Origin of the sequence: Streptacidiphilus monticola, from assembly GCF_042658505.1 — a bacterium.
GTDB classification, from domain to species: domain Bacteria; phylum Actinomycetota; class Actinomycetes; order Streptomycetales; family Streptomycetaceae; genus Streptacidiphilus; species Streptacidiphilus monticola.
Map to the genome: position 1 here is coordinate 113,584 of NZ_JBHSQJ010000064.1, position 22,569 is coordinate 136,152.

The 22,569-nt window shown below is 72.5% G+C and carries 18 protein-coding genes; 3 read left to right on the forward strand and 15 right to left on the reverse strand.

What is annotated here, in order from left to right:
* Positions 1 to 15: 15 nt before the first annotated feature.
* The 12 genes from ACFP3V_RS16095 to ACFP3V_RS16150 all read right to left on the reverse strand — a co-directional run bounded on the left by ACFP3V_RS16095 (position 16) and on the right by ACFP3V_RS16150 (position 15,963).
* Positions 16 to 870, reverse strand: a complete 855-nt coding sequence (locus ACFP3V_RS16095; protein ID WP_380583881.1) for a metal ABC transporter permease — start codon at positions 868 to 870, stop codon at positions 16 to 18.
* Positions 867 to 1,769, reverse strand: a complete 903-nt coding sequence (locus ACFP3V_RS16100) for a metal ABC transporter permease (protein WP_380583883.1) — start codon at positions 1,767 to 1,769, stop codon at positions 867 to 869. The genes ACFP3V_RS16095 and ACFP3V_RS16100 overlap by 4 nt, the downstream gene beginning before the upstream one ends.
* Positions 1,766 to 2,641, reverse strand: coding sequence for a metal ABC transporter ATP-binding protein (locus ACFP3V_RS16105; protein WP_380583885.1), 876 nt, complete (start codon positions 2,639 to 2,641; stop codon positions 1,766 to 1,768). The genes ACFP3V_RS16100 and ACFP3V_RS16105 overlap by 4 nt, the downstream gene beginning before the upstream one ends.
* 5 nt (positions 2,642 to 2,646) lie before the next feature.
* Positions 2,647 to 3,606 carry a metal ABC transporter solute-binding protein, Zn/Mn family gene (locus ACFP3V_RS16110; RefSeq protein ID WP_380583887.1) on the reverse strand — a complete coding sequence of 320 codons (960 nt, stop codon included), beginning with the start codon at positions 3,604 to 3,606 and terminating at the stop codon, positions 2,647 to 2,649.
* Positions 3,607 to 3,750: 144 nt separating this feature from the next.
* The gene (locus ACFP3V_RS16115) at positions 3,751 to 4,467 is read right to left on the reverse strand and encodes a TIGR03943 family putative permease subunit (protein WP_380583889.1); all 717 of its coding nucleotides are present in this window, start codon (positions 4,465 to 4,467) and stop codon (positions 3,751 to 3,753) included.
* Positions 4,464 to 5,612: a permease gene (locus ACFP3V_RS16120; RefSeq protein ID WP_380583990.1), complete on the reverse strand. Its 1,149-nt coding sequence runs from the start codon at positions 5,610 to 5,612 to the stop codon at positions 4,464 to 4,466. Before ACFP3V_RS16120 ends, ACFP3V_RS16115 begins: the two co-directional genes overlap by 4 nt.
* A 173-nt stretch (positions 5,613 to 5,785) precedes the next feature.
* Positions 5,786 to 8,506 (reverse strand): CBM96 family carbohydrate-binding protein, encoded by a 2,721-nt coding sequence (locus ACFP3V_RS16125; RefSeq protein ID WP_380583891.1) that lies wholly within the window; start codon positions 8,504 to 8,506, stop codon positions 5,786 to 5,788.
* A 60-nt stretch (positions 8,507 to 8,566) separates the two neighbouring features.
* Positions 8,567 to 9,142: a hypothetical protein gene (locus ACFP3V_RS16130; RefSeq protein WP_380583893.1), complete on the reverse strand. Its 576-nt coding sequence runs from the start codon at positions 9,140 to 9,142 to the stop codon at positions 8,567 to 8,569.
* A gap of 38 nt (positions 9,143 to 9,180) precedes the next feature.
* Positions 9,181 to 10,443 carry a glycoside hydrolase family 5 protein gene (locus ACFP3V_RS16135; protein ID WP_380583895.1) on the reverse strand — a complete coding sequence of 421 codons (1,263 nt, stop codon included), beginning with the start codon at positions 10,441 to 10,443 and terminating at the stop codon, positions 9,181 to 9,183.
* A gap of 5 nt (positions 10,444 to 10,448) precedes the next feature.
* Complete coding sequence (locus tag ACFP3V_RS16140; protein ID WP_380583897.1) at positions 10,449 to 12,197, reverse strand: ArnT family glycosyltransferase; 1,749 nt, start codon at positions 12,195 to 12,197, stop codon at positions 10,449 to 10,451.
* Entirely contained in the window at positions 12,194 to 13,492 is a 1,299-nt protein-coding gene (locus ACFP3V_RS16145; protein WP_380583899.1) for a glycosyltransferase, read from the reverse strand. The genes ACFP3V_RS16140 and ACFP3V_RS16145 overlap by 4 nt, the downstream gene beginning before the upstream one ends.
* Positions 13,489 to 15,963, reverse strand: coding sequence for a glycosyltransferase (locus tag ACFP3V_RS16150; RefSeq protein WP_380583901.1), 2,475 nt, complete (start codon positions 15,961 to 15,963; stop codon positions 13,489 to 13,491). The genes ACFP3V_RS16145 and ACFP3V_RS16150 overlap by 4 nt, the downstream gene beginning before the upstream one ends.
* A 450-nt stretch (positions 15,964 to 16,413) precedes the next feature.
* Between ACFP3V_RS16150 and ACFP3V_RS16155 the strand changes: the two genes are divergently transcribed.
* Positions 16,414 to 16,776, forward strand: a complete 363-nt coding sequence (locus ACFP3V_RS16155; protein WP_380583903.1) for an ANTAR domain-containing response regulator — start codon at positions 16,414 to 16,416, stop codon at positions 16,774 to 16,776.
* 54 nt (positions 16,777 to 16,830) lie between these two features.
* Here ACFP3V_RS16155 and ACFP3V_RS16160 read toward each other — a convergent pair whose 3' ends face one another.
* Positions 16,831 to 17,808 carry an ArsR/SmtB family transcription factor gene (locus ACFP3V_RS16160; protein ID WP_380583905.1) on the reverse strand — a complete coding sequence of 326 codons (978 nt, stop codon included), beginning with the start codon at positions 17,806 to 17,808 and terminating at the stop codon, positions 16,831 to 16,833.
* Between the two features lie 82 nt (positions 17,809 to 17,890).
* Here ACFP3V_RS16160 and ACFP3V_RS16165 point away from each other — a divergent pair, with 82 nt between their 5' ends.
* A complete protein-coding gene (locus ACFP3V_RS16165) occupies positions 17,891 to 19,177 on the forward strand; it encodes an MFS transporter (protein WP_380583907.1) in 1,287 nt (428 codons plus the stop codon).
* A gap of 383 nt (positions 19,178 to 19,560) precedes the next feature.
* On the opposite strand, the gene ACFP3V_RS16170 is transcribed toward ACFP3V_RS16165, so the two are convergent.
* Entirely contained in the window at positions 19,561 to 20,370 is an 810-nt protein-coding gene (locus ACFP3V_RS16170; RefSeq protein WP_380583908.1) for an isocitrate lyase/PEP mutase family protein, read from the reverse strand.
* Positions 20,367 to 21,692, reverse strand: coding sequence for a hypothetical protein (locus ACFP3V_RS16175; RefSeq protein ID WP_380583910.1), 1,326 nt, complete (start codon positions 21,690 to 21,692; stop codon positions 20,367 to 20,369). The genes ACFP3V_RS16170 and ACFP3V_RS16175 overlap by 4 nt, the downstream gene beginning before the upstream one ends.
* Before the next feature lie 65 nt (positions 21,693 to 21,757).
* Between ACFP3V_RS16175 and ACFP3V_RS16180 the strand changes: the two genes are divergently transcribed.
* Positions 21,758 to 22,453, forward strand: a complete 696-nt coding sequence (locus tag ACFP3V_RS16180; RefSeq protein ID WP_380583912.1) for an ArsR/SmtB family transcription factor — start codon at positions 21,758 to 21,760, stop codon at positions 22,451 to 22,453.
* Positions 22,454 to 22,569: the final 116 nt, after the last annotated feature.

The window sequence follows — 22,569 nt, forward strand, 5'->3', positions numbered from 1 at the left end:
TCGGGGCCGGGTCCCTCAGGCTGCCACCGGCTGTCGGCGGATGGTGGGTCGGCGCAGGTAGGTGGCGGCGTAGACGAGGGTCGCGGCAGCCATGATCGCGAAGCTGGGCGGGCAGCGCGGTATCCACGCGGCGGCGGCCAGTCCCGCCCACAGTTCCGCGACCGCGAGCCCGGCGGCGAGGGCCAGGCCCTGGAACGGGCGGTCCGTCAGCCGCAGTGCGGCGCCGGCCGGGGCGGCGAGGAGGCCGAGCAGCAGCAGGGAGCCGACGGCCTGGGTGGCCTCACCGGCGGTCACTCCGACCAGGACCAGGAACAGCAGTCCCAGGGCCTTGACCGGCACGCCGCGGGCGGCGGCGACGTTCTCGTCCACGGTGGCGAACAGCAGGGGCCGGGCGATCCCCAGCACGGCCAGGGAGACGACGGCGGCGATCAGCACCGCGGCCAGGGTCCGTCCGCCGCCCAGGCCGTAGATGGACCCGAACAGCACGCTGGTGCCCGCGTTGCCGTCGGCGGAGCCGCTGCGCGACGTGGTGTACAGGGTGAGGAAGAAGGAGCCGAGACCGAGCATCCAGGCGAAGGCGGAGCCGATGACGACGTCGTCGGCCCTCCCCTTGCGGCCGACACCGGCCAGCAGCAGCGCGACGGCGACGCAGCCGACGAACAGGCCGATCCGCAGGTCCCAGCCGGCCGCGAGGGCGGCCATGGCGCCGGTGAAGGCGACGTGGCTGAGTGCGTCGCCGGTGAACACCTGGGCGCGCAGCACCAGGAAGTAGCCCACCAGTCCGGACGCGAGTGCGATGAACGTGCCCGCCAGCAGGGCGTGGTGGAAGAACGGCTGACTCCAGGCGGAGGCGGCGGCGAGCGTGGTCATGCGGTGCCTCCGAGGGCGATCGGTCCCCGTCCGGCGCGCCCGGCGCGCACTCCGGCCAGGGCGCGGGCTCCGTGGGCGAGCAGGAAGAGCCCGAACGCGATGCTGGTGACGAAGAACCCGAACGGGTAGGGCCAGTAGAACGCCGCGACCAGGCCGGCCCAGGTCACGGCGAAGCCGATGCCCACGGTCAGCAGCAGGCTCACCGCGGGTCGCGCGGTGAGGACCTGGGCGGTCGCGGCGGGCAGCACCATGAGCGCGAAGACCAGCAGCGCCCCGGTGATCTGCGCGGCCTCCGCGACCGCTGCTCCCAGCAGCACCAGGAAGACGGCCGACAGCAGCCGCACCGGCACCCCCCGCGCGGCCGCCACCGCCGGGTCGACGGACGCGAACAGCAGCGGCCGGCCGATCCCCGCGAGGACGAGCAGGACGACGACGCCGGCCACGGCGAGCGTCAGGACCTGCCCGGTGGTGATGCCGAGGAAGCTGCCGAACAGCAGCGCCTGCGGGCCCTCCAGCAGTCCCTTGTACAGGGCCATGAACAGATAGCCGCAGGCCAGCACGAACGCCTGGAGCACCCCCGTCGCCGCCGACTCGGCGCCGTCATCGGCGGCCCGGCCGCGCCGGAGCCCGGCCAGCACCAGGGCGGCGGCGACGCAGAACCCGAAGTAGCCAAGGCTCAGGCTGATCCCGGTCAGCACCGCGAACGAGGCTCCCGGGAAGGCGACGACGGACAGCGTGTGCCCGGCGAACGTCTGGCGCCGCAGCACCATGAACCAGCCCACCGCCCCCGCCACCACGGCGACGACGGCACCGGCGCGGAAGGCGTTGACCATGAAGGGGTAGGACCACATCTGCTGGACGTCGGCGAGGAGGTTCCAGGAGAAGCCGGTTGACGTCATGTCAGCCCCCGCTCCCCATGGCGGTCGCTGTGGACCGCCGGAGCCTCCGGCTGACCCACGACGACCAGTCGTCCGTCCGCGGTGCGCAGCACCTCCACCGGGGTCCGGTAGAGCCGGGACAGCGTCTCGGAGTTGACCACCTCGCTCGGCGGCCCGCAGGCCGCGCCGCCTTCGGCGATGTAGACCACCCGGTCCAGGTGGTGCAGGATCGGGTTCACGTCGTGCGCCACCATCACCACCGCCACCTGCTGCTCGTGGCAGATGCGCCCGAGCAGGGCGGCGACCGCGGACTGGTTGGGCAGGTCGAGGGAGTCCAACGGCTCGTCCAGCAGCAGGATTTCGGGCCTGCGGACCAGGGCCTGGGCGATCAGCAGCCGCTGCTGCTCGCCGCCGGAGCACTGCCCGATCGGCCGGTGCGCGTAGCCGCTCGCGCCGACCAGGTCGATGACCTCGTCGACCCGCTCGCGCTCGGCGCGCGAGCGCCGCAGCGGGATCCCCCAGCGGTGCCCGTCCAGGCCGAGGCGGACCACGTCGATGCCGCGGATGCGCAGGCTCGCGTCGAAGCTGCGGCGCTGCGGCAGGTAGCCGATCCGGTCCCCGGCCTGCCCCGGGCGCTGCCCGAGGACGCTGATCTCGCCGGCCGCGGCGGGCTGCACACCGAGCAGGACCTTGATCAGGGTGGACTTGCCCACCCCGTTCGGGCCTAGCACGGCGACGAACTCACCCGCCCGCACCTCCAGGTCCACCCCGGACCACAGGGTGCGCCCGCCCACCTGCGCGGCCGCGCCGCACAGACACAGCACGGGTGCGGGTGCCCCGCTCGAGCCTTGGGCGGAGGCGGCGGCCCGGCGCGGGGCTGCGAGGGGGTTCATGTCGGTCACTTCCCGGTGGCCTGGTGCAACGCGGCTTCGATGCCCCGCAGTTCGGCGACCTGCCACTGCTGGAAGCTCGCACCGGCCGGGGTGAGCGTCTCGGTGACGGTGGCGACCGGGATGCCCTGCGCCTTGGCCAGCTTGACCTGGGCGGCGATGTCAGGGGTCGAGTTCTGGCTGTTGTAGACGTAGACCTTGATCTGCTTGCCCTGGATCTGCTGGTTGATCAGCGCCTTGTCCGCGGCCGTGGGGTCGGTTCCCTCGCTGGTCGCGTCGAGGAACGACTCCGGGGTCTTCATGGTCAGCCCCAGACCCTCGGCGAGCGGGGTGACGATCGACTCGGACGCGCCGATCGGGGTGCCGGCGTACTTCTGCTTGATCTCGCCGATCAGCTGGTTGTACTGGGCGAGGGCCTGGGTCTCGAAGGTCTGCTTCTGCTGGTCGAAGTAGGCGGCGTCGGCCGGATCGAGCTTCTTGTAGTCGGCGGTGATCTGCTCGATCACCTGGTGGACGTTCTCCGGGGAGTACCAGCGGTGCGGGTTGCCACCCGGCTTGAGGCCGACCAGGTCGCCGACGTTCAGCTCGCTCCGGCCGCTGGACGGGTTGGCCGCCAGCAGCTTGTCCGCCCAGGCGTCGTAGCCGATCCCGTTGACCACTGCGTACTGCGCCGACGCGACCGTCCGCGCGTCGGCGGCGGTCGGCTCGTAGTCGTGCGGGTCAGTGTCCGGGTTGTTGATGATGCTGGTGACCTTCACATGGTCCCCGCCCAACTGCTGGGCGATCGAACCCCAGAAGTTCTCCGCCGCCACCACCTGCAGCACCTTGCCCGTCCCCGCCGAAGCGCCGCTGTCCGAGGTGGACGCGGCCGGCGCGGTCGTCGAGCAGGCACTGACGGCAGCTATCGCCGCGACCGCCACGGCGCCCGCGACGGCTCGGGCAGGGCGGAACGGGATGTGCGTGGGCATGGCGGCAACTCCAGACAGGGAGGAACGGTCGCTGGGGACACCACCACGCTAGTTGGGAACGGTTTTCATATCTAGCTGAGAGCCGGTCACGATGAAAACCATTACCAAATCTTGACCTGCGCCGCCTTTGGACTGGGCGGCCCGCTACCGCGGAGCGGAGTCCCGGTACGGGTCGGCCGGAGCGGGAATCGCGGCCACCGCTGTCCCGTCCAGGGCGGGCTGCGACTCCGTTGTGCGCCAGGTGCCGGTGACGGTCACCCAGGCGTCGGCCGCGGGCGCCCTCAGGCCGCGGACGTGGACCGTGACCACCCGGGCGTCCGCCGCGCAGCAGGTGACCAGAACCCGGCTGAGCTTCCAGCTCCCGTCCCCGAGCGGGGTGGCGAAGCCCATCAGCTGCACGGTCCGGCCCCGCAGGGAGTCCTTGGTGTCCCACACCACCCGCGAGGAGAAGTCCGACAGGGTCAGCTTCAGCACCCCGCTCGCCGGCAGCGGCGCGAAGTGCACCTGGCGGGCGATCTCGCCCGACCCGTCCCGGGCGACCGTGAACGCGCCCAGCGACGGGGGCGCGAACAACAGCAGGAGCAGCGCCGGACCCGCCAGCGCCCAGGCCAGCCGTCCGCCGGGATGGTGGGCGTGCCCACCATCGTCATCGTGCTCGTCGCGAGAGTCGTGGCCCTGTCCGGGCCGCCGGTCGAGGACCACCGACAGCACGGCGAGCACGACCAGGAGCAAGCCGCCCAGGATCAGCATCGGGCGCAACCCCGCCTTGACGTAGCGCAGGTACAGATCGCTGAAGAGGCTGATGCGCAGCAGCGCGGCCCCACACAGGCCCAGCAGGAGCCCGGCCCGACGTCCGCTCACAGCAACCAGCTCCCCACCACCGCGCTCGCCAGCACCGCCACCACGAAGGTCGCGGACGTGAACCGCGCCGCGAACGCCCGCCCGAAAGTGCCCGCCTGAAGAGCGATCAGCTTCAGGTCGACCATCGGACCCACCACCATGAACGCCAGCCGCGCCGCCGGCGGGAAGCCGCCGAACGACGCGGCCACGAACGCGTCGGCCTCCGAACAGATCGACAGCACCACCGCAAGCACCCCCAGCACCGGCACCGCCAACCACGGCGAGCCGGCGAACGCCTGCAGCCACGAGGGCGGCACCGTCACGTTGAACGTCGCCGCCGCTGCCGCACCCAGCACCAGGAACCCTCCGGCATGGAGGAAGTCGTGCTGCAGGCCACGACGGAACGTCTCCCAACGGTTCCCGCTCGCCGGGTGCGCGGCCGCGGGCGCGAGCCGCAGCCACTCCGGCCGCCCCCAGCGCAGCCACAGCCAGCCCATCACCACCGACGTCAGCATTGATGCCCCCAGCCGGGCCGGAACCATCAGCGGCTGCCCCGGGAACGCGATCGACGTCGCCACCAGCACCACCGGGTTGATCGCCGGCGCCGACAACAGGAACGCCAGCGCAGCCGCCGGCGCCACCCCGCGCCGCATCAGGCTCCCCGCCACCGGCACGGACGCGCACTCGCAGCCAGGCAGCACCACCCCGGCCGCCCCCGCCACCGGCACCGCAAGCACCGGACGCCGCGGCAGCACCCGGCTCAGCAACCGGTCCGACACGAACGCGGCGATCCCGGCCGAGACCAGCGTGCCCAGCAGCAGAAACGGCACACCCTGGATCACCACGGCCACCAGCACCGTCTGCCACGCCTGAAACTGAGGATCCGTCAACATCGACGGCGCCTCCGGGGCCACCAGCACGACCCCCACACCGATGATCAGCAGACAGATCACCAGCACTCCGAGCAGCACCAGCCAGCCCAGCAGCCGACCCACCACTCCGACGACCACCGCGCCCACTCCAGGGCCCGGCGCCGCGTCCCCCGACGGCGCGGGCTCGCGCCGCGACACCGTGGCTGAGCTTCGACCCGTTTCCACCCTCACCGACCACCCCGACTGGACCACACCTGCGGTCGTGACGCCCGCAGGAACAAGCGCCCGGAGCATACCGGCCGTCAGTAAGTCGTCCGTCACCGTCCTTGCCCGGCTCTACGCGGGCGACACGACCGACGCCCACGTCCTCGCCCTGGCAGCAACCGCGTCGTCCCACCGCGGTGCTGCTGCGCCTGGACCCAAGGGGGGCACCGCCCTTCCGTCGTCGCCGGGCACCCGGGACATGGTCAGTGACAGGTGCCCGCTCCGCTGTCGGTGGAGCCGCCTGCGTTGGTCGGGAGGAAGTTCCAGCTGTAGGAGTTCTGCGACAGTGTCAACTGCAGCACCCCGAAGGTGTTCGCGATGCGCGAGACGCTGTTGGCCGCGGGGGTGTCCCGGATCGGGAAGAAGCTCTTGCCGCCGGTTCCCACGATGAACTCGGGGATGCCGTTGCTCGGGTCCGCGTTCCCGGCCCCGTCCTGCGGGGCGAAGCGCTCGTAGAAGTGGGCGTGGCCGTTGAGCACCAGGTCGGCGTGCTTGGTGTAGAGCAGTTGGTAGATGGCCTGCATGTCGGGCTGGTGGTCCTGGCTGCTGGAGTAGATCGGAATGTGCCAGTACGCGAGTACACAGGGCTTGGTCGTGGCGTTGAGGTCCTTCAGCAGCCATGCGTACTCCGGGTTGCCGGGATTGCAGCCGCCGATCGCCGCGCACTGGCTGTCCAGCGAGACGAGGTGCCAGGTGCCCACGTCGTAGCTGTACCAGGAGGTGCACTGGGTGGTGCAGCCGGGGGCGAGCGGGTGCGAGCGGTCGCCGTAGTAGGTGAAGTAGCCGGTGCCGCCCGTGGGTTGGATGGAGCTGCCGATGTAGCCGTACTCGTGGTTGCCCGGTGCGGGGTAGGCGATCGGGTTCATCGCGCCCCAGGTGGAGGTGTAGACGTTGGAGAAGTCGCTGAGGCTGCCCAGGTCGTACTGGTCATCGCCGAGGGGCAGCAGGTAGTCGGGGTGCAGGCTCTGGGCGAGGCTCGCGGTCGCGGCCTGCTGGCAGGAGCTGGCGGTGACGGCGGAGCCGGTCGGGCAGGCGATGTCGCCGGCTGTGACGATCACCGGGTCCCGGTTGGTGAGAGCGAAGCCGGCGCTGCCGGGGTAGGCGTCGGCGGTGGCGGTCACCGTGTAACTGCCGGACGTGGCACCGGCGGTGAACGTCGGGCTGACCGCGTTTCCGTTGCTGTCGGTGCTGACGACCGCGGTCGTGGAGCCGCCGGTGAAGGTGCCGGCGGCACCCTGCGCCGGCGCGGTGAAGGTGACGGCGACACCCGCACCGGCTCCGGCGATGTGGACACTGAGCGGGGAGGGGAAGTCCCTCGTGATCATCTGGGTCTGTCCGGATCCGCCGGTCGCCGTGAGCGCCCCGCTGCCGGTCCCGGTCGTCGAGACCGAGGGGGACGGCGACGGCGACGCCGAGACAGACGCAGAGGCGGAGAGGGAGGGGGACGCTGTGGCGGACGCGGTTCCCTGGGTGAGCACGAGCGTGGGCGGGGTGCTGGTCTCGCGGGAGTTGAAGACCTTGCCCACGGTGGAGCTGGTCGTCAGCGCGAAGGTGTAGGTGCCGTTGCCGGTGACGACGCTGCTGACGTCGGCGGTCGCCCACGTGGACGCCGTCAGGTTGGCCATGGTCGCCACCGTCGCCGTACGGCTCGGCGCGTTGGCGTACGTGATGCCCGTCTCGGTCCAGTCGCTGCCCGCCGTGGACAGTACGACGCCCGTGGCGCTGGTGGCATTGCTGTAGATCTGCAGCTGGGCCCCGGCAGGCGGCGAACTCAGCCCGCTCACCGTGAACTTGATGTAGACATCCGCCTCCGGCTTGGTGTCGCTCGGCCCCCGCGCCGTCAACGACGTACTCGTCCCGTAGTTGGCATCCGGAGAATCCGACACCACCGTCGAATCCGCCGCAGCCGTCACCGCCGTCTGAGAACTCGGCGGACTCTGCGAACCCGACGGGGAGGCCGAAGGCGAACTGCTGGACGGCCCGACCCCGTTGGTGAGGGCGAAGGAGGTCGCGGTCGCCCCGCTCGCCGTCGCCGAGACGCTGTAGCTGCCGCTGGTCGCGTTCGCGGTCAGCAGGGGGCTGGTCGCGACGCCCGAGGCGTCGGTGGTGACAGTGACGGCGGACGCTCCCCCGGCGAACGTCGCCGAGGGTCCGCTGCTCGGCGCGGTGAAGGTGACGGCCAGGCCGGAGACGGGGGCGCTCGCGCTGTCGGTGACGGTGGCCACCAGCGGCGCGGCGAAGGCCGCGCCCGGAGCAGCGGTCTGGCCGGAACCGGAGGTGGCCGCGACGGTCGCGGGGGCGGAGGTGTTCAGGACGAGTTTCGGCGGGGTGCTGGTCTCGCGGGAGTTGAAGACCTTGCCCACGGTGGAGCTGGTCGTCAGCGCGAAGGTGTAGGTGCCGTTGCCGGTGACGACGCTGCTGACGTCGGCGGTCGCCCAGGTGGAGGCCGTCAGGTTGGTCATGTTCGCCACCGTCGCCGTACGGCTCGGCGCGTTGGCGTAGGTGATGCCGGTCTCGGTCCAGTCACTGCCCGCCGTGGACAGCAGCACGCCCGTGGCGCTGGTGGCATTGCTGTAGATCTGCAGCTGGGCCCCGGCAGGCGGCGAACTCAGCCCGCTCACCGTGAACTTGATGTAGACATCCGCCTCCGGCTTGGTGTCGCTCAACCCCCGCGCCGTCAACGACGTACCCGTCCCGTAGTTGGCCGTCGGGGAGTCCGACACCACCGTCGAATCCGCCACAGCCGTCACCGTCGTCTGCGTCGCGGCCGTCCCACGGCCCGGCCCGAGGGCCGTCGCCAGGGCCAGGGTGAGGATGCCGACGGCGAAGAGCACCAGGCCGCGACGCGGACGCCGCCGGTCGGCGGCCAGGGCGGGCGGTGACGGTTCGGAAGCCGGGGATACGGCTGATGTGGCTGCTGGCATGGCGGCTCGGTGCTCCCTGGAGTCGGAGGAGGTCTGGGGTGGCGGGGCGATGCGTTGCGGTCAATCGTCGGGGATCAGTCCGCGTTCCTGGCAGGCGGCCAGTGCGGGGTTCTGCCAGCTCCAGGCCAGGCTGGTGCCGAAGGTCAGCGGGCCTGGGGCGGAGTTGGTCCACGTGCCCCGCACGCGGATCGGCGCGGAGCTGTACGGGGGCACGGTGTGGGGCGCGTGCACGGCGGGGTGCCACGCTCGGCCGTTGACGCTTGCGTGCACGCCGTCGACGATCAGCGGTTCGGCGGTCTCGTTGTTGATCTGGCCGGTGAGGTCGACGGTGTACGTGCCCGCGGCGAACTCGCTTCCGCCCTTGGGAGCCGGGCTGAAACGTGAACCTGACAGCATGATCGACGGGACGGAACCGGTGGGGCAGACGGCCCGCCCGCCCGGGCTCGCCGGGTCGGGCACGGTCAGCACGCTCTCGGACGGAGCGGGTGGAAGCGGCGAGGGTCGCTGGTTGGCCAGGGGCACCCTGCTGCCTGGGGTGGCGGCCCCACCCGCTTGCAGGTCCTGGACGACGAGCACGCCCGCTCCGACCAGCAGCGCACCCGCCGCGCAGACCGACCCGAGCCACCGCAGCGGCATCGTGCGGCGGGTCCCTCGTGCTGCTCTCCAGGGCCGCCTCATGGCTGCGTCCGATCCTGGGCGTCCGAAGCGTCGAACGCGCTGAGCGGCAGGCAGGACCGGGTCGGGCCGCCGCCGGCCTGCTGAGCAAGCGTCAGTTCCCGTGGGTACGACGCCGCGTAGCGGCCGCTGCCGTCGGAGTCGAAGTAGGCGTGGGCGTCGTAGGCGACCCGGTCGAGAGGGTCGCTGATCCACGGCGCTGGGTGCAGCCTGCCCCAGGCCCCGGGTTGCGCGTCGCCGTAGCCGGCGACGACCAGCAGCCCGTGGCCGTGGGCGGCGCGGATGGCGTCGGCCGCCTGCCGGCTGGCGCTCTCCCACAGGCGGGCTCCGGCCGTACCGGTGGCGGCGAGGTGCTGGGGTTCGTTGAGCAGGTCGTAGCCGTAGACCGGCGGCAGCGCGGTGACGGCCCGGCGCCAGAAGTCCGCGAGCGCGCCCGTCGGCAGAGCGGGCGAGCCCAGGCGCAGGGTGCCCCGCCCGCCGCCCGCCGCGAAATCGCCGTAGCCGTGCAGGTCCAACAGGACGAGCAGGCCGTGCCGTTGGGCCGCGTAGACGGAGTCGCGCACCCGCTGGACCTCGGTGGCGTCCAAGGCGTGGAACGGCACGGGCTGCAGGCGCTCCCACGAGACGGAGAGGCGGACCAGGGACACGCCCTGGTCCGCCAGGTAGCTGTAGTCGTCCTCGTTCTCGTAGCCGTAGGCGTGGGGGAACACCCCGGGGTGGCCCGCGTCGTACCCGGGTGCGGCCGTGCCGAAGGAGCCGGTCGCGGCGTCGACCCCGCGCAGCGGGCCCTGGTGCCGGGCCAGGACGGCGGCCTGGGCGCCGGCGCGGTCGAGCGGTCCGCTGCTGGAGGTGGCCCGGAAGACGGCCATCGGGTAGGCGGCGGGCCAGTTGGCGGCGGCCCAGGCGGTGACCGGCAGGCGCATCCGGTCGGCGGCGGTGTACCAGAGTTCGGCGACGGCCGCCCAGGAACGGGCGTCGGGGCCGGCCGGCCAGCCGACCTCGCCGACGAATCCGGCCGCGTGGTTGTCCCGCAGCCAGGTCGCGAAGGCGGCCATGCCGGAGAGGGCGCGGGCCTGGACTGCGTCGATGGCGCACAGGCGGGGCGGGGGTGCGCTGCGCCGGGTCAGCGCGGGGACGGCCGCGCCGGCGGCCAGCAGGACCGCGAGCGCGGCCGCGACGGCCGGTCCCCGGCGTCTGCGCCGACTCGGGGCGGACGCCGGTGCGGACGGCCGGGGCAGCACGGGGGCGGTGTGGGAGGGCATCCGGTTCACCGCTTCCCGTGCGAGGTCGAGGTCGTCGGGTTGGTGTAGGGGTCGACCCTGCGGACGGTGATCGAGTCCAGGCCACTGCCGAAGCTCGTGGCGGCACTCACGTGGGCCAGGGCCCGGCCGAGGGTGGGGTAGCTGGTCAAGGTGTCCCTGGACGGCTTGCCGTCGCTCTGCAGGTGCACGGACAGGTCGTCCTGCTGGTCGATGACGACGTAGCTGATGCCCGCCCACTGAGGCACGGTGGGCAGTCTGACCGCCGGGTCCACGTCGAGCTTGGTGAACCAGATGACGTGGGAGGCCGGAAAACCGGCGCGGACCAGGTCGACCCAGAGGCTGTCGTCGACGACGAGGTAGGCGGAGTGCGGGACGTGGCTCTCGACCCAGGCGAGAGCCTGTGCCTTGCCCGCGTCGCGGTGCTGGGTGCGCAGGTCCCGCAGCGGGTACTGCCACGCGTGACCGATCGTCACCCCGAGCCATCCGACGAGCGCGAGCACCGCGCCCGACCAGGCGAGGCGGTAGGAGCGCGCCCGTGGCCGGTGACGGTAGAGGCGGACGAGCCGGCCCCGGCGGCCCTGGTCCCAGACCCAGTCGACGGCGCCGGCCGCCGACAGCGCGGCGAAGGGGATCATCGCGATGACGTAGGGATAGGGCAGGTAACCCCCGCGCAGCAGCTGGACGACCTGGATGGCGAAGGCGAGCGCGACGGCCCGGGTGCGGCGCAGGACCAGCGCGGGCAGCAGGGTGACGAGGACGAGTCGCGGCAGCCAGGGGTCCTGCACGATCCAGCTGTGCACCACGGTGCGGGCCAGGCTGTGCGGGTCGAAGATGCTGCCGCTGCCCCGGCGATCGAACAGCTGCCACTGGATCGCGCCCTGCAGGCTGACGTGGCCGGGACCGACGAGCAGCTCGTTGTGGAGCAGCGCGAACAGCGGGTACGCGCTCACGAGCACGGTGAACACGGTGGCGAAGAGCCCGAGTTGGAACTTGCGGTTGCGCCGGTCGCTGTACTGCCACAGCAGCAGCACCACGGCCGGGAGGTAGAGCAGCGCGGTCTCCTTGGTCAGCACCGCCATGGCGAAGCAGGCCGCGGACGCGCCGGCGCCGCGGATGCTGCGCCGGGGCGAGGCCGCGAAGAAGAAGGAGGCGAGCAGCCAGGGGGTGACGATGTTGTCGAGCAGCGCGGCCCGGGTGAAGTACACGGCCAGCGGGCTGAGGGCGAACAGCAGCACGGCGAGCACCCGGCCGAGCCGGCTGAAGCCGAGCCGGGCGGCGAGCGCGTACAGCAGCGGGACCGAGACCAGCTTGCACAGGAACATGAACTCCCGTGCTGCCGCGACCGCGTAGGGCGCGCGGTGGAAGCCGTCGGTGACGGAGGTCCACAGCGCGATCTGGATCCAGCCCAGTGGCGGGTGCGCGTACCAGTAGGTGTAGTGGCCCAGGACGTGCCGGTACTCCACCGCCCACGCGTAGGCGGTGTAGCTGCCCTCGTCATCGAAGCGCGCCGGGGAGTCGTACATCCCCCAGGCGTGGACGACGCCCGCCACCGCGGTCAGCACGAGCATCAGCAGCAGGTCGACGCGGCGCCCGCGGACCGCCTCGCCGAACCGGGCGAGCCGCTCGCGCAGGTGCCGGCGAGCGGGTGCCGGTGCCCGGTCCAGGTCCAGGTCGAGCGGCGGCAGGCGGTCCGGGACGACGGGACGGGCGACGGTCAGGGTGTCCCCGTGTGCGGGCCGTGGTGAGGTCGTCATTCCGCGCTGCTCCTGACTGCGACCGGGACGGAGGCCGCGGCCTTCGCCTCCTGGGGGGCGAGGTGGGCTCCGACGTGCTCGGTCTTCTCCCAGCCGCGCTCCCCCCTGACCTCGCGCACGGCGGCGCGCAGCGCGGCGAAGGACAGCAGCAGCTGGTAGGGCACCGCGCCCAGGACGAGCTTGGCGTAGTCCCGCAGCCGGACCTCGATGCCGTACATGCGACCGAACTCGTGCAGTCCGAGGACCTCGACGACGAGTCCGGTGAGGGTCGGCGCGAGCGGCGTGAAGGTCATCAGGACGTAGGGCACCGGCGCGCGCAGCAGCAGCACGGCCACCAGCGAGACGGGCACGAGAATGCCGGAGAGCGCCTGGAGGTACGGCATGGCCAGGAGGTAACGCGCCATCAGCCGCCGGCCTGCCGTGGGCAGTGCGCGCCAGCTGCCGCGCTTGAGCACCTGCAGGTAGCCCTGGTTCCACCGGGTGCGCTGCTTGACCAGGCCGCGCAGGGTCGGCGGGGTCTCCTCCCGGGTGGCCAGCTCCGGGCTGTAGGCGACGGCGACCCGGGCACCGGCGGTGCTGAGCCGGATGCCGAGCTCGCAGTCCTCGGCCAGGCACTCGGCGTCCCAGCCGCCTGCCGCGCGCAGCAGGTCGGCGCGGAGGAAGACGGTGTTGCCGCCGAGCGGGACGAACCCGTTGCGGGCGTGGTAGTGCAGCCGGCTGGAGAACCAGAAGAAGTACTCCAGGCAGTTGCGCAGCGACCACCAGCTGCTGCGCAGGTTCATCAACTGCACACCGCCCTGCACCACATGGGCCTGCTCGGCGCGGAAGAGCGTGTCGACGTGGCGCAGCAGCGCGGGCGCGACCTCGTCCTCGGCGTCGGAGACGCCGACGATCTCGCCCCGGCACTGCGGCAGCGCGGTGTTGAGGCCCTTGGGCTTGTTCTTGGGCACGCTGTGGTCGACGACGACGCGCACCCGCGGGTCCTCGTCGGCGAGCATCTCGGCGACCCGGGTGGTGCCGGGGTCGTCGTGGCCGACGACGATCAGCACCTCGAAGTCGGGGTGGTCCTGCAGCAGCAGCCGGCGGACCGTGTGGGCCAGCACCGCCTCCTCGTGCCGGGCGGGCACGAGGAGGGAGAAGGACAGGCGGGGACGGTCCGGCGGCGGGAAGGGCATCTGGCCGACCGCCCGCGGCGTGCGCCAGGAGTCGAGCATCCACGCGAGGGTGGTGCCCGCGACGACGAGCAGGACGAGGCTGGTCGGCGCGTAGAGGGTCAGGTACAGCGCTCGGATCATACGGCGGCCGCCGGCTGCTCGCGGCGCCACGAGGGCCAGCCGACCACGGGCTGACGGGGCGTCACCCCGGCTTCCGCAGCGGGGTGTTCGCCGCGGACCAGGCGCGGGATCTCGTCCGCCCAGCCGAACTTGTCGGAGGCGAGGACCCGGGTCCGCACACCGGACAGGAAGCCTTCCAGGATCTCCCGCTCGCGCCGCTTGAGCTCGGCGTGATCAAGGCCGGCGATGGTCAGGGCGGGGGCGAGGTAGCGGTAGGGCGGGAAGCCGTACGCGTCCTCGGTGTTGGCGAGCATCTGGGCGACCGTCTCGGCGAAACCGAGGTCGGCCAGGCGCGGGGCGCCGCGCTGGATGATGAACAGCTCCTCGACCCGGGTCGAACTGCCCAGTCTGCACGGCACCAGCCGGTCGACGCTGTACTTCGGCGGCGGCACGAGCATCTGGGTGAGCGCGTTGATGCCCATGATGGGGAGGTTGAACCGGGCCAGCCGCAGGGCTATGGAACGGCCGCCCTTGGAGTGCAGCCGGCTCTGCAGCCGCAGCCGCCGCCACTCCTTCCGGGTCAGTTCGTCGGCCTGGACAGCGCGCAGGGTGTGCGCGCTGATGGTGAGCGGCTTGGGGAAGCAGACCGCGTTGCCCTCGGCGTCGACGACGGTCATGTCGTCGGACAGGAACCGGCCGCCGTGCTCGCGCAGCAGGCGCAGGACCGTCGCGGTCTTTCCGGTGTCGGTGTAGGCGGAGAGCATGACGCCGGTGCCGTCGAGTTCGATGCAGGCGGAGTGCAGCAGCATCCGGCCCCGGGACACCAGCACGTAGCGCAGCAGGGCCTCGACGATGTTGGTGTACACCACGTGCGGCGATCGGGCGAGCAGCGGACCGACCACGATCTCGATCGAACTGCCCAGCTCTACACTGAAGTTCGCCCCGAAACGGCCGAGGTGCTCCTCGTACCTCAGGACCTTGTCGCTGCTCCCGTTCTCGGTGAGCGCGGCACGTCGGCGCGGACGGCGCGGGCCGACGTCGCCCACCCGGACGGCGATGTCCACGTCCTCGTCGTCGACCCATCCCGCGCGGAAGAACTCCAGTTCCGGCAGTCGGATCTGCGAGCCGATGGTGACGGTCCCCGCGACGTCGTAGCGGTAGGCCAGGTAGTGGGAGCGCCTGCGGGTCTGCGGCTGCTGCCGCTCGGCGGACGGCGTGGCCTCGGCGGCCGGGTCGACCAGCAGTTGCACCGGGTCCCGGCCGCCCTCGGGGCCCGTCGCGGCGTAGATCACCCGGTCCGACAGCAGGAACCGCAGCGCGAAAAGAGCCACCAGGGTCAGCGCGTTGGCGCTGTAGACGCCGAGGTCGGCCCGCATCAGCAGCGCGATGAAGGGCAGTCGCAGCAGCATCAGCGCGTTGTTCATCAGCAGGAAGCGCACGCCCCGGCCGGCCGCCGAGCCACTGCCCCGCCCACGGTAGACGAGTACCTCGACCAGGGCCCAGTTCCACAGGGTGGACGCCTGGGTGGCGAAGGCCGCGGCGACCAGGTTGTGCAGGCCGAGGAGGTGGGCCAGGCCCCACAGGGCGCCGGTGTTCACGAGGATGCCGGTCGTGCCGACGAGGCCGAAGGCCAGCATCCGCCATGCCTGTCGCAGACGCTCCCTGCCGGTCGGGGTCCCGCTGCGGAGTTGTCCGACGAGTCGCTGGCGGCGCAGCCGAACCACCTGGCGCAGGAAGGTGGCGCCCTGGCGCAGCGACGCCTTGGTCTGGCCGGCATGACGGGGCTCGAACACGTAGGCCAGTTCGGCGACGCGCGCGGAGGGGTTGCGCAGCAGCAGCTCCAGTAGGACCTTGAAGCCGCGCGGCTGCATCCGGCGCAGGTCGACCGTGCTGCGACGGAAGGCGAACAGCCCGCTCATCGGGTCGGTGACGGTCGCGAGCCGGCGCGGGAAGGCGGCCTTGACCAGGCGGTTGGACCAGGAGGACACGAGTGAGCGGCCCGGCGCGGCCAGGCCCTCCCCCGTGCTGCCGGTGCCGGCGTAGCGGGTGCCGATCACGATGTCGACGTCGTGCCGGAGCGCCGTGGCGGCGAGCCGCACGGCGGCCTCCGGCGGGTGCTGCAGATCCGCGTCCATGACCAGCACCCACTCGCTGCAGGCCGCCGAGGCGCCGGCGAGTACCGCGCTTCCCAGGCCGCCGGATCGCTCGGCGAGCGAGCGGTGGATCCAGCGGACCGGCACGGGACTCAGGACCGCGGCGCACTCGATGACCGCGGTGGTGTCGTCGTCGCTGTCATCGACGAACAGGATCTCCGCCCGGAGCGGTACGAGCGCCGGGGCGAGCCGTTCGAGCAGCGCGGTGATGTTCTCCTGCTCGTTCCGGGCGGGAATGACGACGGTGAGTGCGGGAAGCCGTTCTTCTCCGGCGGCCTCGCCGTCCTTCTCGAGCGCGGTCCCTGTGTTTGTGTCGACTTCAGGGTCGATGGAATGCACGAATACCTACCCCCTCATGCCGAGGCCCGAACAGGACCTGGGCAGCGCAAAGCAGACATGGCGTCCGGTGGACGTCCAGGAATGCAGCCGCGAAAAGCGCGTTCAAGAAAAGGTGATCGGGAACGGCGCCGGCAGTGCGGATTGCTCCTGCCGCCTGACGCAGGCGGGGGTCGAGTGATTTCCCCCTGGGCGAAGGCACCGCTGCTTGGTGCCTGACGCTCCGTCACGCTTCATGTGACGGACTCATGGAAGCTAGCAGAGCACAAGACATGCTTGCTTTGCCAGTAAGTCACGAGTTGTTCACCAAAATGAACATGCTGAGGCGCATGCGACCACTGAGGCGACGAGCCCCGGCCGGGACGAATGGGTGGGCCCGACGATCTGTAAACTCGCTGTTAACCTTCAATTTGCAGTCTCATCAACCCCGGGTCGCCGCCCCATCATGAGAACATGGTGGATCCGGGGGTAGTAGATGCCGACCGCGTCATCAGCGCATCGGCAGCGCTGGGAATGGCTCAGGCGCTGGTCCTCACACTGGAGGGAACGCTGCGTCAACTCCGCGAGGAAGTCGCAGCCCTGGAAGAAGTGGGCGATGGCGTTCTGCGGCAGGAGAACGCCCAGCTACGGGCCGCACTGGCAACCCGAGGCGTCATCGAACAGGCCAAAGGAATCCTGATGGCCCGCCACGGCTACGACGCCGAGACCGCGTTCAAGGAACTTGCCCAGCGCAGCACGCACCAACGGACAAAGGTCCGGCAGATCGCCGAACGCCTCGTCCACGAGGCGGTAGCCACGCCCCTTCAACACCCCTGACGATGCCGCTCAAGCCCCTGACGGAGGTGTCGGCGAGGGCGGAGTGACGCCTCGTCAGCCTCCGCTCGGCACCAGCAGGGCGTTACCCACCTCCGTGCGGGCGTACAGCACGGACCTGCCTGCCCGATGCGCGCTCACCAGCCCGGCCGCCCGCAGCGCGGTCAGGTGCTGGGACACCCCCGCCGCGGTCAGTCCCGCCCGCCGGGCGAGTTCCGTCGTCGACGCGGGGGCGTCCAGCTCGGTGAGCAGCAGCGCCCGCGAGCGTCCCAGGACCGCCGCGACGGCAGCCGCCGGAGCCTTCGACCGCGACTCCCAGAGGGTGCCGATCCCCCGTGCCGGATAGGCGAGTTGCGGCGGGTCCGGCGGCACGACGCGGGTCAGCACCGACGGCCAGGCGAACGCCGACGGCACCAGCAGCAGGCCCGCCCCCGCCGCGCCGCGCTCGACCCGGCACTGCCGCTGCACCAGGCGCAGGCTGTTCTCGTCCCAACTCACGCTCTCGTGTAGCTCGTTGAGCACGTGAGCGGTGCCGTGCTCGGCCGCCTGCCGGGCCCGGTGGAACACGTCCGCCTCCAGCAGTCGCCGAATCCGCGCCCAGTACGGGGCCAGCGCCAGCTCCCAGTACGTCTCGATCTCGACGGCAACCAGCTCAGCGAGCTGCTCGGGCCGGACCCGCTCCAGCCGCCGGGGCAGCGGGTTCTCGGCAGCCAGCATCCCCAACTCCACTGCGACGCGCTCGGGGTCGGCGCCCCGGATCGCGTCAAGCTCCACGGCGAGCTCCGGAAAGGCGACGCCCGGCGTCGGGTTGAGAAAGTCCGCGAGGTACCCGGTGGCGGGGACGAGAGCGGCGAGCCAGCCCCGGTCGAGCCCGGCCTCCCGCACCCTCGGGGCCACCTGCTCCGCCCACGGGCGGTGGTAGACGGCGCTGTGCCGCAGGGACCGGTAGCTGGTGACCACCTCCCACATCGGGGAGACGGCGAAGCGGATCCGGGCAAGGTCCCCCGCGGTGAAAGCGAGTTCGGCGCCCACCATGACGTGCGCCCCCTCCGTGACGTCGATTAAGCCTGAGCTTAATCACTGGGCCCGCTCCCGGCGAGCAGCGCAAGCTGACGCCATGTCATCGCTGCGCTCGGTCTACCTGGGCCTCCCCCGCCCGGTCTGGACCCTCTTCGCCGGAACCATGGTCAACCGGCTCGGCTACGTCGTCACGCCGTTCCTCGTCTTCTACCTCGGTTCGCGCGGGGTGAGCACCCGTGACATCCCGTGGGTGCTGGGTGCCCTGGGCGTGGGCAACCTGCTCGGCCCCGCACTCGGCGGCCTGCTCGCGGACGGCATCGGCCGGCGGACGACCATGCTGGTCGGTCTGCTGGGCACAGCCGCCGCCCAGGGCGCCCTGTACCTCGCACCCGGCCCGGTCACCATGTCCGGCGCGGCCCTGCTGCTGAGCACGTCCGGGGCCACCGTGTCGCCCGCGGCCTACGCCCTGATGGCCGACTCCGTCGAGGCGGACCGCCGTCAGGCCGCCTACGGCCTGTTCGGCTGGGGCATCAACCTGGGCACGGCCGTGGCCGGTGTGCTCGGCGGCTTCCTTGCGGCACACGGCTACTGGCTGCTGTTCGCCGTGGACGCGGGCACGGCCCTCGGCTACGCCGCGGTCGTCCTCGCGCTGCTGCCCCGGGACCGGCAGTCCGCGGCCCGACCAGGCGGGGCGACCAGTGACGCCGACGGGGTCGGCTACGGCGTGGTGCTCAGGGACCGTCTGCTGCTGTCGCTGCTCGGCCTGTTCGGGGTCAGCCTCTTCGTCTACTCGCTGACGGAGTCGGTCCTCCCCCTCGCGATCCGCGACGCGGGGCTGTCCCCGGCGGTCTACGGCGCGATGGCGGCGGTGAACGCGGTGGTCGTGGTGGTCCTGCAGCCGATGGCGACGGCCCGGCTGGCACGGTTCCCGCAACTGCCGGTCCAGGTCGGGGCGAGCGTGCTGATCGTCTCCGGCGTGGCGCTCACCGGTGCCGCCCGTAGCCCCCTCGCCTTCGCGCTGACGGTACTGCTGTGGTCCGTCGGCGAGGCGGCGGCTTCCGGAATCGCCGCGGCCACGGTGGCCAACCTCGCCCCGGCCCACGCACGCGGCCGCTACCAGGGCGCGTTCGGCTGGGTGTGGGGCGTGGCGCGCTGCACCTCGCTGACGCTCGGCGTCGTCGTCTACACCGACCTCGGCCCGGGCGTCCTGTGGACCGCCACCCTCGGCGCGGGACTCGCCGCCGCGTTCGGCACGTTGGTGCTGCGAACGCGTATGTACGCGCTGACCGAGGTCGCCGACGCACCGCCGGAGGCAGCCCGCATGGTCGCAACGGTGCCGCTGCCCGAAGCCGAGGACGAGGGCGACAAGGCAGTGACTTGCTGAACAACGGAACGTGCGGCGGGTCGTCGAGGGCGGCCCAGCGGACTCCCCGGGAGGACCCGACGGTCCGTCAAAGGCGGTCCGGCGCGTGCGTCGTGGACGCTGGCGAAGCTGCCGCCGAGGTTGCGGCACGCGGTCAGCGTCCGGTTCCGGGCGGAGCGGTGGACCAGTGCGCGGCCTCCACCGTCAGGCCGTTCACTCGGCCGCGCCGAGGGCCCGCAGGCCAGGAGCCGAGCACGGGACGAGTGCCTGCCGGAACAACAACCGGCGGCCGCGGTCACTGGGTCCGGACGCCCGCCTCTTCACTACGGTGACGACGGCACCGTCCCGGGCCCGAGGCAATCGCGGTCGCCGGCCTGACCGATGCGCTGGTACCTGTCGGATCGTCAGCTCCCGGAGGAGGCAAGGGCCTGCACCGCGGCGTAGCCCGGGACCGGGGACGTCTGCGGGAACACACCGTTCGCGCGCAGGCGGGCGGCGGTGTCCACGGCCGCACCGAGGGCGAGCCGGAACAGAAGCGAGCCGAGACTGACCCGGCGCACACCGAGTTCGGCCAGACGGGTCAGCGAAGGACCGTCCGGCGTGGCAAGGACGTTGAGCGGCAGGGCGGTCGCGCCCACCGCCACCGCGATGGACGCCGGATCGGCCAGCCCCGGCACGAAGACCGCGTCCGCGCCCGCGTCCTGGTAAGCGGACAGGCGGGACGCCGTCTCCGAGTCGCGTCCGCCGCCCAGCCAGTGGGTGTCGGTGCGGGCGTTGACGAACAGCCAGGGCACGGCTGCCTTGACCGCGGTGATCTTCGCCGCGTGCAGGTGCGGCGCGGTGAGGCTGCCGTCGGCGCGGCCGTCCTCCAGATTGACGCCGACCGCGCCCGCCTCGGCGAGTTCGACCGCGAGGTCGGCGACCTCGGCCGGGTCGTCGCTGAAACCGCCCTCGATGTCGACGGAGAGGAGGAAGGGCCGGCTGCCGATCCGGTGCGCGAGCCGGAGTGTCTCGGCGCGGGTCTGTCCGGCGCCGTCCGGCAGCCCGGCCGCGGCGGCGACACCCAGGCTGGTGGTGCCGACGGCGGCGAAGCCGGCCGCGGTCAGCGCGGCCGCGGAGGCGTGGTCCCAGGCGTTCGGCAGCAACAACGGCGCGCCGGGGCGGTGGTGCAGTTCGCGGAAGGCGAGGGCGGCGGAAGCGCCGGCCGTGCTCATACCTGCTCCTCAAGGTCGGCGGCGCCGAGTCGGCCGACGGCCCCGGCGTAGTAGTCCAGCGAGCCTGCGACGTGCGCGGCGAGCAGCCGGAAGGACCAGCCCGCTCCGGGCGAGCGGTCCAACTGCGCGTCGCTCAGCGCCCCGAGGCGGTCGGCCCAGACCCTGCCGAGCCGGACCAGGCGGCTGCGCGCCTCGTCGAGGTCCTCCGGGGTGAACGGCGCGAGGTCGGCCGGTGTGGTGGTCGCCGATGCGTGCCAGTGGTCCGGCTGCGGCTCCCGGCCGGCCAGGCGGGCCTCCAACTCGGCCAGGTGGTCCACCAGATGGTCGGCGACCCGGCGGATCGCCTTGTGCGGTGTGTAGACGCGGTCGTCCACCGCCAGCGGCCGCCCGTCCCAGGCGGTCCAGGTCGCGGCGAGGTCCAGCACCCGGGCGACCGCTTCGGTGACCTGCCTGGCCGGGTTGTCACGCTCCAGCAGCCCGGTCGCGAGCGCCAGCGCCTGGGCCTGGCCCGGGCACCGGTGCGGCCCCGAGCCGAAGGCGAGAGTGGCCGGATCGGTGCCGGGGTCCGAATCGGACTGGTCACCGCCGGCGGAGACGTCCGACCCTGCGGCGATGACGTCGATCACCACCACCTCCCCGGCCCGGAGGTCCAGCCCGCCCACTCGGACGTCGGCCAGCGCTCGTCGGCGCAGCGCGGTCACCGGCGGGTCCTGCCGCAGCACCTCGGCGAGGAGGGCGTCCGTGTCACCTGGTGGGAGTCCGTCCGGGGTGGCCCGGCGGGCGTGTTCGACCAGTCGGGCGGTCGCATCGCACGCCTGCACCAACAGCCCGATCCCCTGGGCGGCGGCCTCCAGGTCCTCCGCGCTGTCCTTCCGGGCGGTTCGGGTGAGCAGCGACGCGACGGCTTCGTCGGCAGCCTTCACCTGAGCGGGCGTCAGGTCGCCGCAGAAGTATCCGGCGGAGACCGTCAGGACTGCGTCGGCCACGGCCTCCGGGTCCGGGAGGCCCAGTTGGTCGGCCAGGATGCGCACGACGGTGTGCCGGTCGTCCGCGCCGACCGCCGAGCCGGCGGCTGCCCAGCGAAGTTCGCGCGGGTCCAGGCGGGCGAGCTGGACCATCGCGTGGGCACGCCGACGGGCGTGCGCCTGTGCGTCTCCGGTGAAGCGCGCGACAGTGGCGCGCAGCCAGGCCAGTGAGCCTGCGGGCGCTTCCGCAGCGTCGGCGGCGGGCTCGGGGACCAGCAGCGGCTGGTCGAGCACGGCACGACCGTCGAGGTACCCGGGGACACGGGACGAGCGAGCGGACGGGTCGGAGATCGTCATGCGGGCCACGCTAGGCGCGGGATGCTTCGGTGCCCGCCGAACCGTGGCCGGGGCATGATGGGCCCATGTCCGCGCAACCTCTGGCTCGGCTCGCCGGGCTCCTGGCCGACCCCACCCGCGCCGCGATCTGCCTCGCCCTGCTGGACGGCCGCGCCTGGACCGCGAGCGAACTGGCCCACCAGGTGGGCGTCGTGGCGTCTACGGCGAGCGAGCAGCTGACCCGGCTGGTGGCAGGGGGTCTGCTGGTCGAGGAGCGCCAGGGCCGTCACCGCTACCTGCGGCTGGCCGGGCCCGGCACCGCCGCGCTGGTCGAGGACATGGCCGCGTTCGCGTCGGAGTCGTCCTCCGCACCCGCACCGCGCAACCTGCGCGAAAGCGTCCGCCGCAGCGCCGAGGCTCGTGCCCGGACCTGCTACGACCACCTCGCCGGTGGCCTCGGCGTCGCCCTCGCGGATGCCCTCTTGGCACGCGGCGTCGTCACGGAGGACGGCGGTCTGGCCGTGCCCGCTTCGGGCCGCACGTGGCTGGCCGGCATCGGAATCGACCTGGACAGGATGCGCCGCGGCTCCCGCCCGCTGGTCCGCAGCTGCCTCGACTGGACGGAACGCCGCCCCCACCTCGCCGGCGTCCTCGGCGCAGCGTTGCGCGCGCACGCGATGGACACCGGCTGGCTCGAACCCATCGGCACCGGCCGCGCCCTCCGGGTGACCCCGCCCGGGGCCAACGCCCTTCGCGACCTGTTCGGCGTCACCCTCCACTGAGCGCGGCCGGGCTCGAACGCTGATCGAACCGGAACTCCGGCGCGGACCGGGCGACACGGGCCGACCACCACGCGGGCCGTCCGGCCGGACTGCTGCGGCAGTCGGCGCGGTCGTCG

What these genes read in the sequence shown, in the direction of transcription:
- ACFP3V_RS16180 (WP_380583912.1), top strand. Translation starts at nt 21,758, where the DNA reads ATGTCCGCGCAACCTCTGGCTCGGCTCGCCGGGCTCCTGGCCGACCCC.
- ACFP3V_RS16135 (WP_380583895.1), bottom strand. Translation starts at nt 10,443, where the DNA reads ATGCCCTCCCACACCGCCCCCGTGCTGCCCCGGCCGTCCGCACCGGCG.
- ACFP3V_RS16160 (WP_380583905.1), bottom strand. Translation starts at nt 17,808, where the DNA reads ATGGTGGGCGCCGAACTCGCTTTCACCGCGGGGGACCTTGCCCGGATC.
- ACFP3V_RS16170 (WP_380583908.1), bottom strand. Translation starts at nt 20,370, where the DNA reads ATGAGCACGGCCGGCGCTTCCGCCGCCCTCGCCTTCCGCGAACTGCAC.
- ACFP3V_RS16130 (WP_380583893.1), bottom strand. Translation starts at nt 9,142, where the DNA reads ATGCCGCTGCGGTGGCTCGGGTCGGTCTGCGCGGCGGGTGCGCTGCTG.
- ACFP3V_RS16100 (WP_380583883.1), bottom strand. Translation starts at nt 1,769, where the DNA reads ATGACGTCAACCGGCTTCTCCTGGAACCTCCTCGCCGACGTCCAGCAG.
- ACFP3V_RS16120 (WP_380583990.1), bottom strand. Translation starts at nt 5,612, where the DNA reads ATGCTCCGGGCGCTTGTTCCTGCGGGCGTCACGACCGCAGGTGTGGTC.
- ACFP3V_RS16110 (WP_380583887.1), bottom strand. Translation starts at nt 3,606, where the DNA reads ATGCCCACGCACATCCCGTTCCGCCCTGCCCGAGCCGTCGCGGGCGCC.
- ACFP3V_RS16095 (WP_380583881.1), bottom strand. Translation starts at nt 870, where the DNA reads ATGACCACGCTCGCCGCCGCCTCCGCCTGGAGTCAGCCGTTCTTCCAC.
- ACFP3V_RS16165 (WP_380583907.1), top strand. Translation starts at nt 17,891, where the DNA reads ATGTCATCGCTGCGCTCGGTCTACCTGGGCCTCCCCCGCCCGGTCTGG.
- ACFP3V_RS16175 (WP_380583910.1), bottom strand. Translation starts at nt 21,692, where the DNA reads ATGACGATCTCCGACCCGTCCGCTCGCTCGTCCCGTGTCCCCGGGTAC.
- ACFP3V_RS16145 (WP_380583899.1), bottom strand. Translation starts at nt 13,492, where the DNA reads ATGATCCGAGCGCTGTACCTGACCCTCTACGCGCCGACCAGCCTCGTC.
- ACFP3V_RS16140 (WP_380583897.1), bottom strand. Translation starts at nt 12,197, where the DNA reads ATGACGACCTCACCACGGCCCGCACACGGGGACACCCTGACCGTCGCC.
- ACFP3V_RS16105 (WP_380583885.1), bottom strand. Translation starts at nt 2,641, where the DNA reads ATGAACCCCCTCGCAGCCCCGCGCCGGGCCGCCGCCTCCGCCCAAGGC.
- ACFP3V_RS16155 (WP_380583903.1), top strand. Translation starts at nt 16,414, where the DNA reads ATGGTGGATCCGGGGGTAGTAGATGCCGACCGCGTCATCAGCGCATCG.
- ACFP3V_RS16125 (WP_380583891.1), bottom strand. Translation starts at nt 8,506, where the DNA reads ATGCCAGCAGCCACATCAGCCGTATCCCCGGCTTCCGAACCGTCACCG.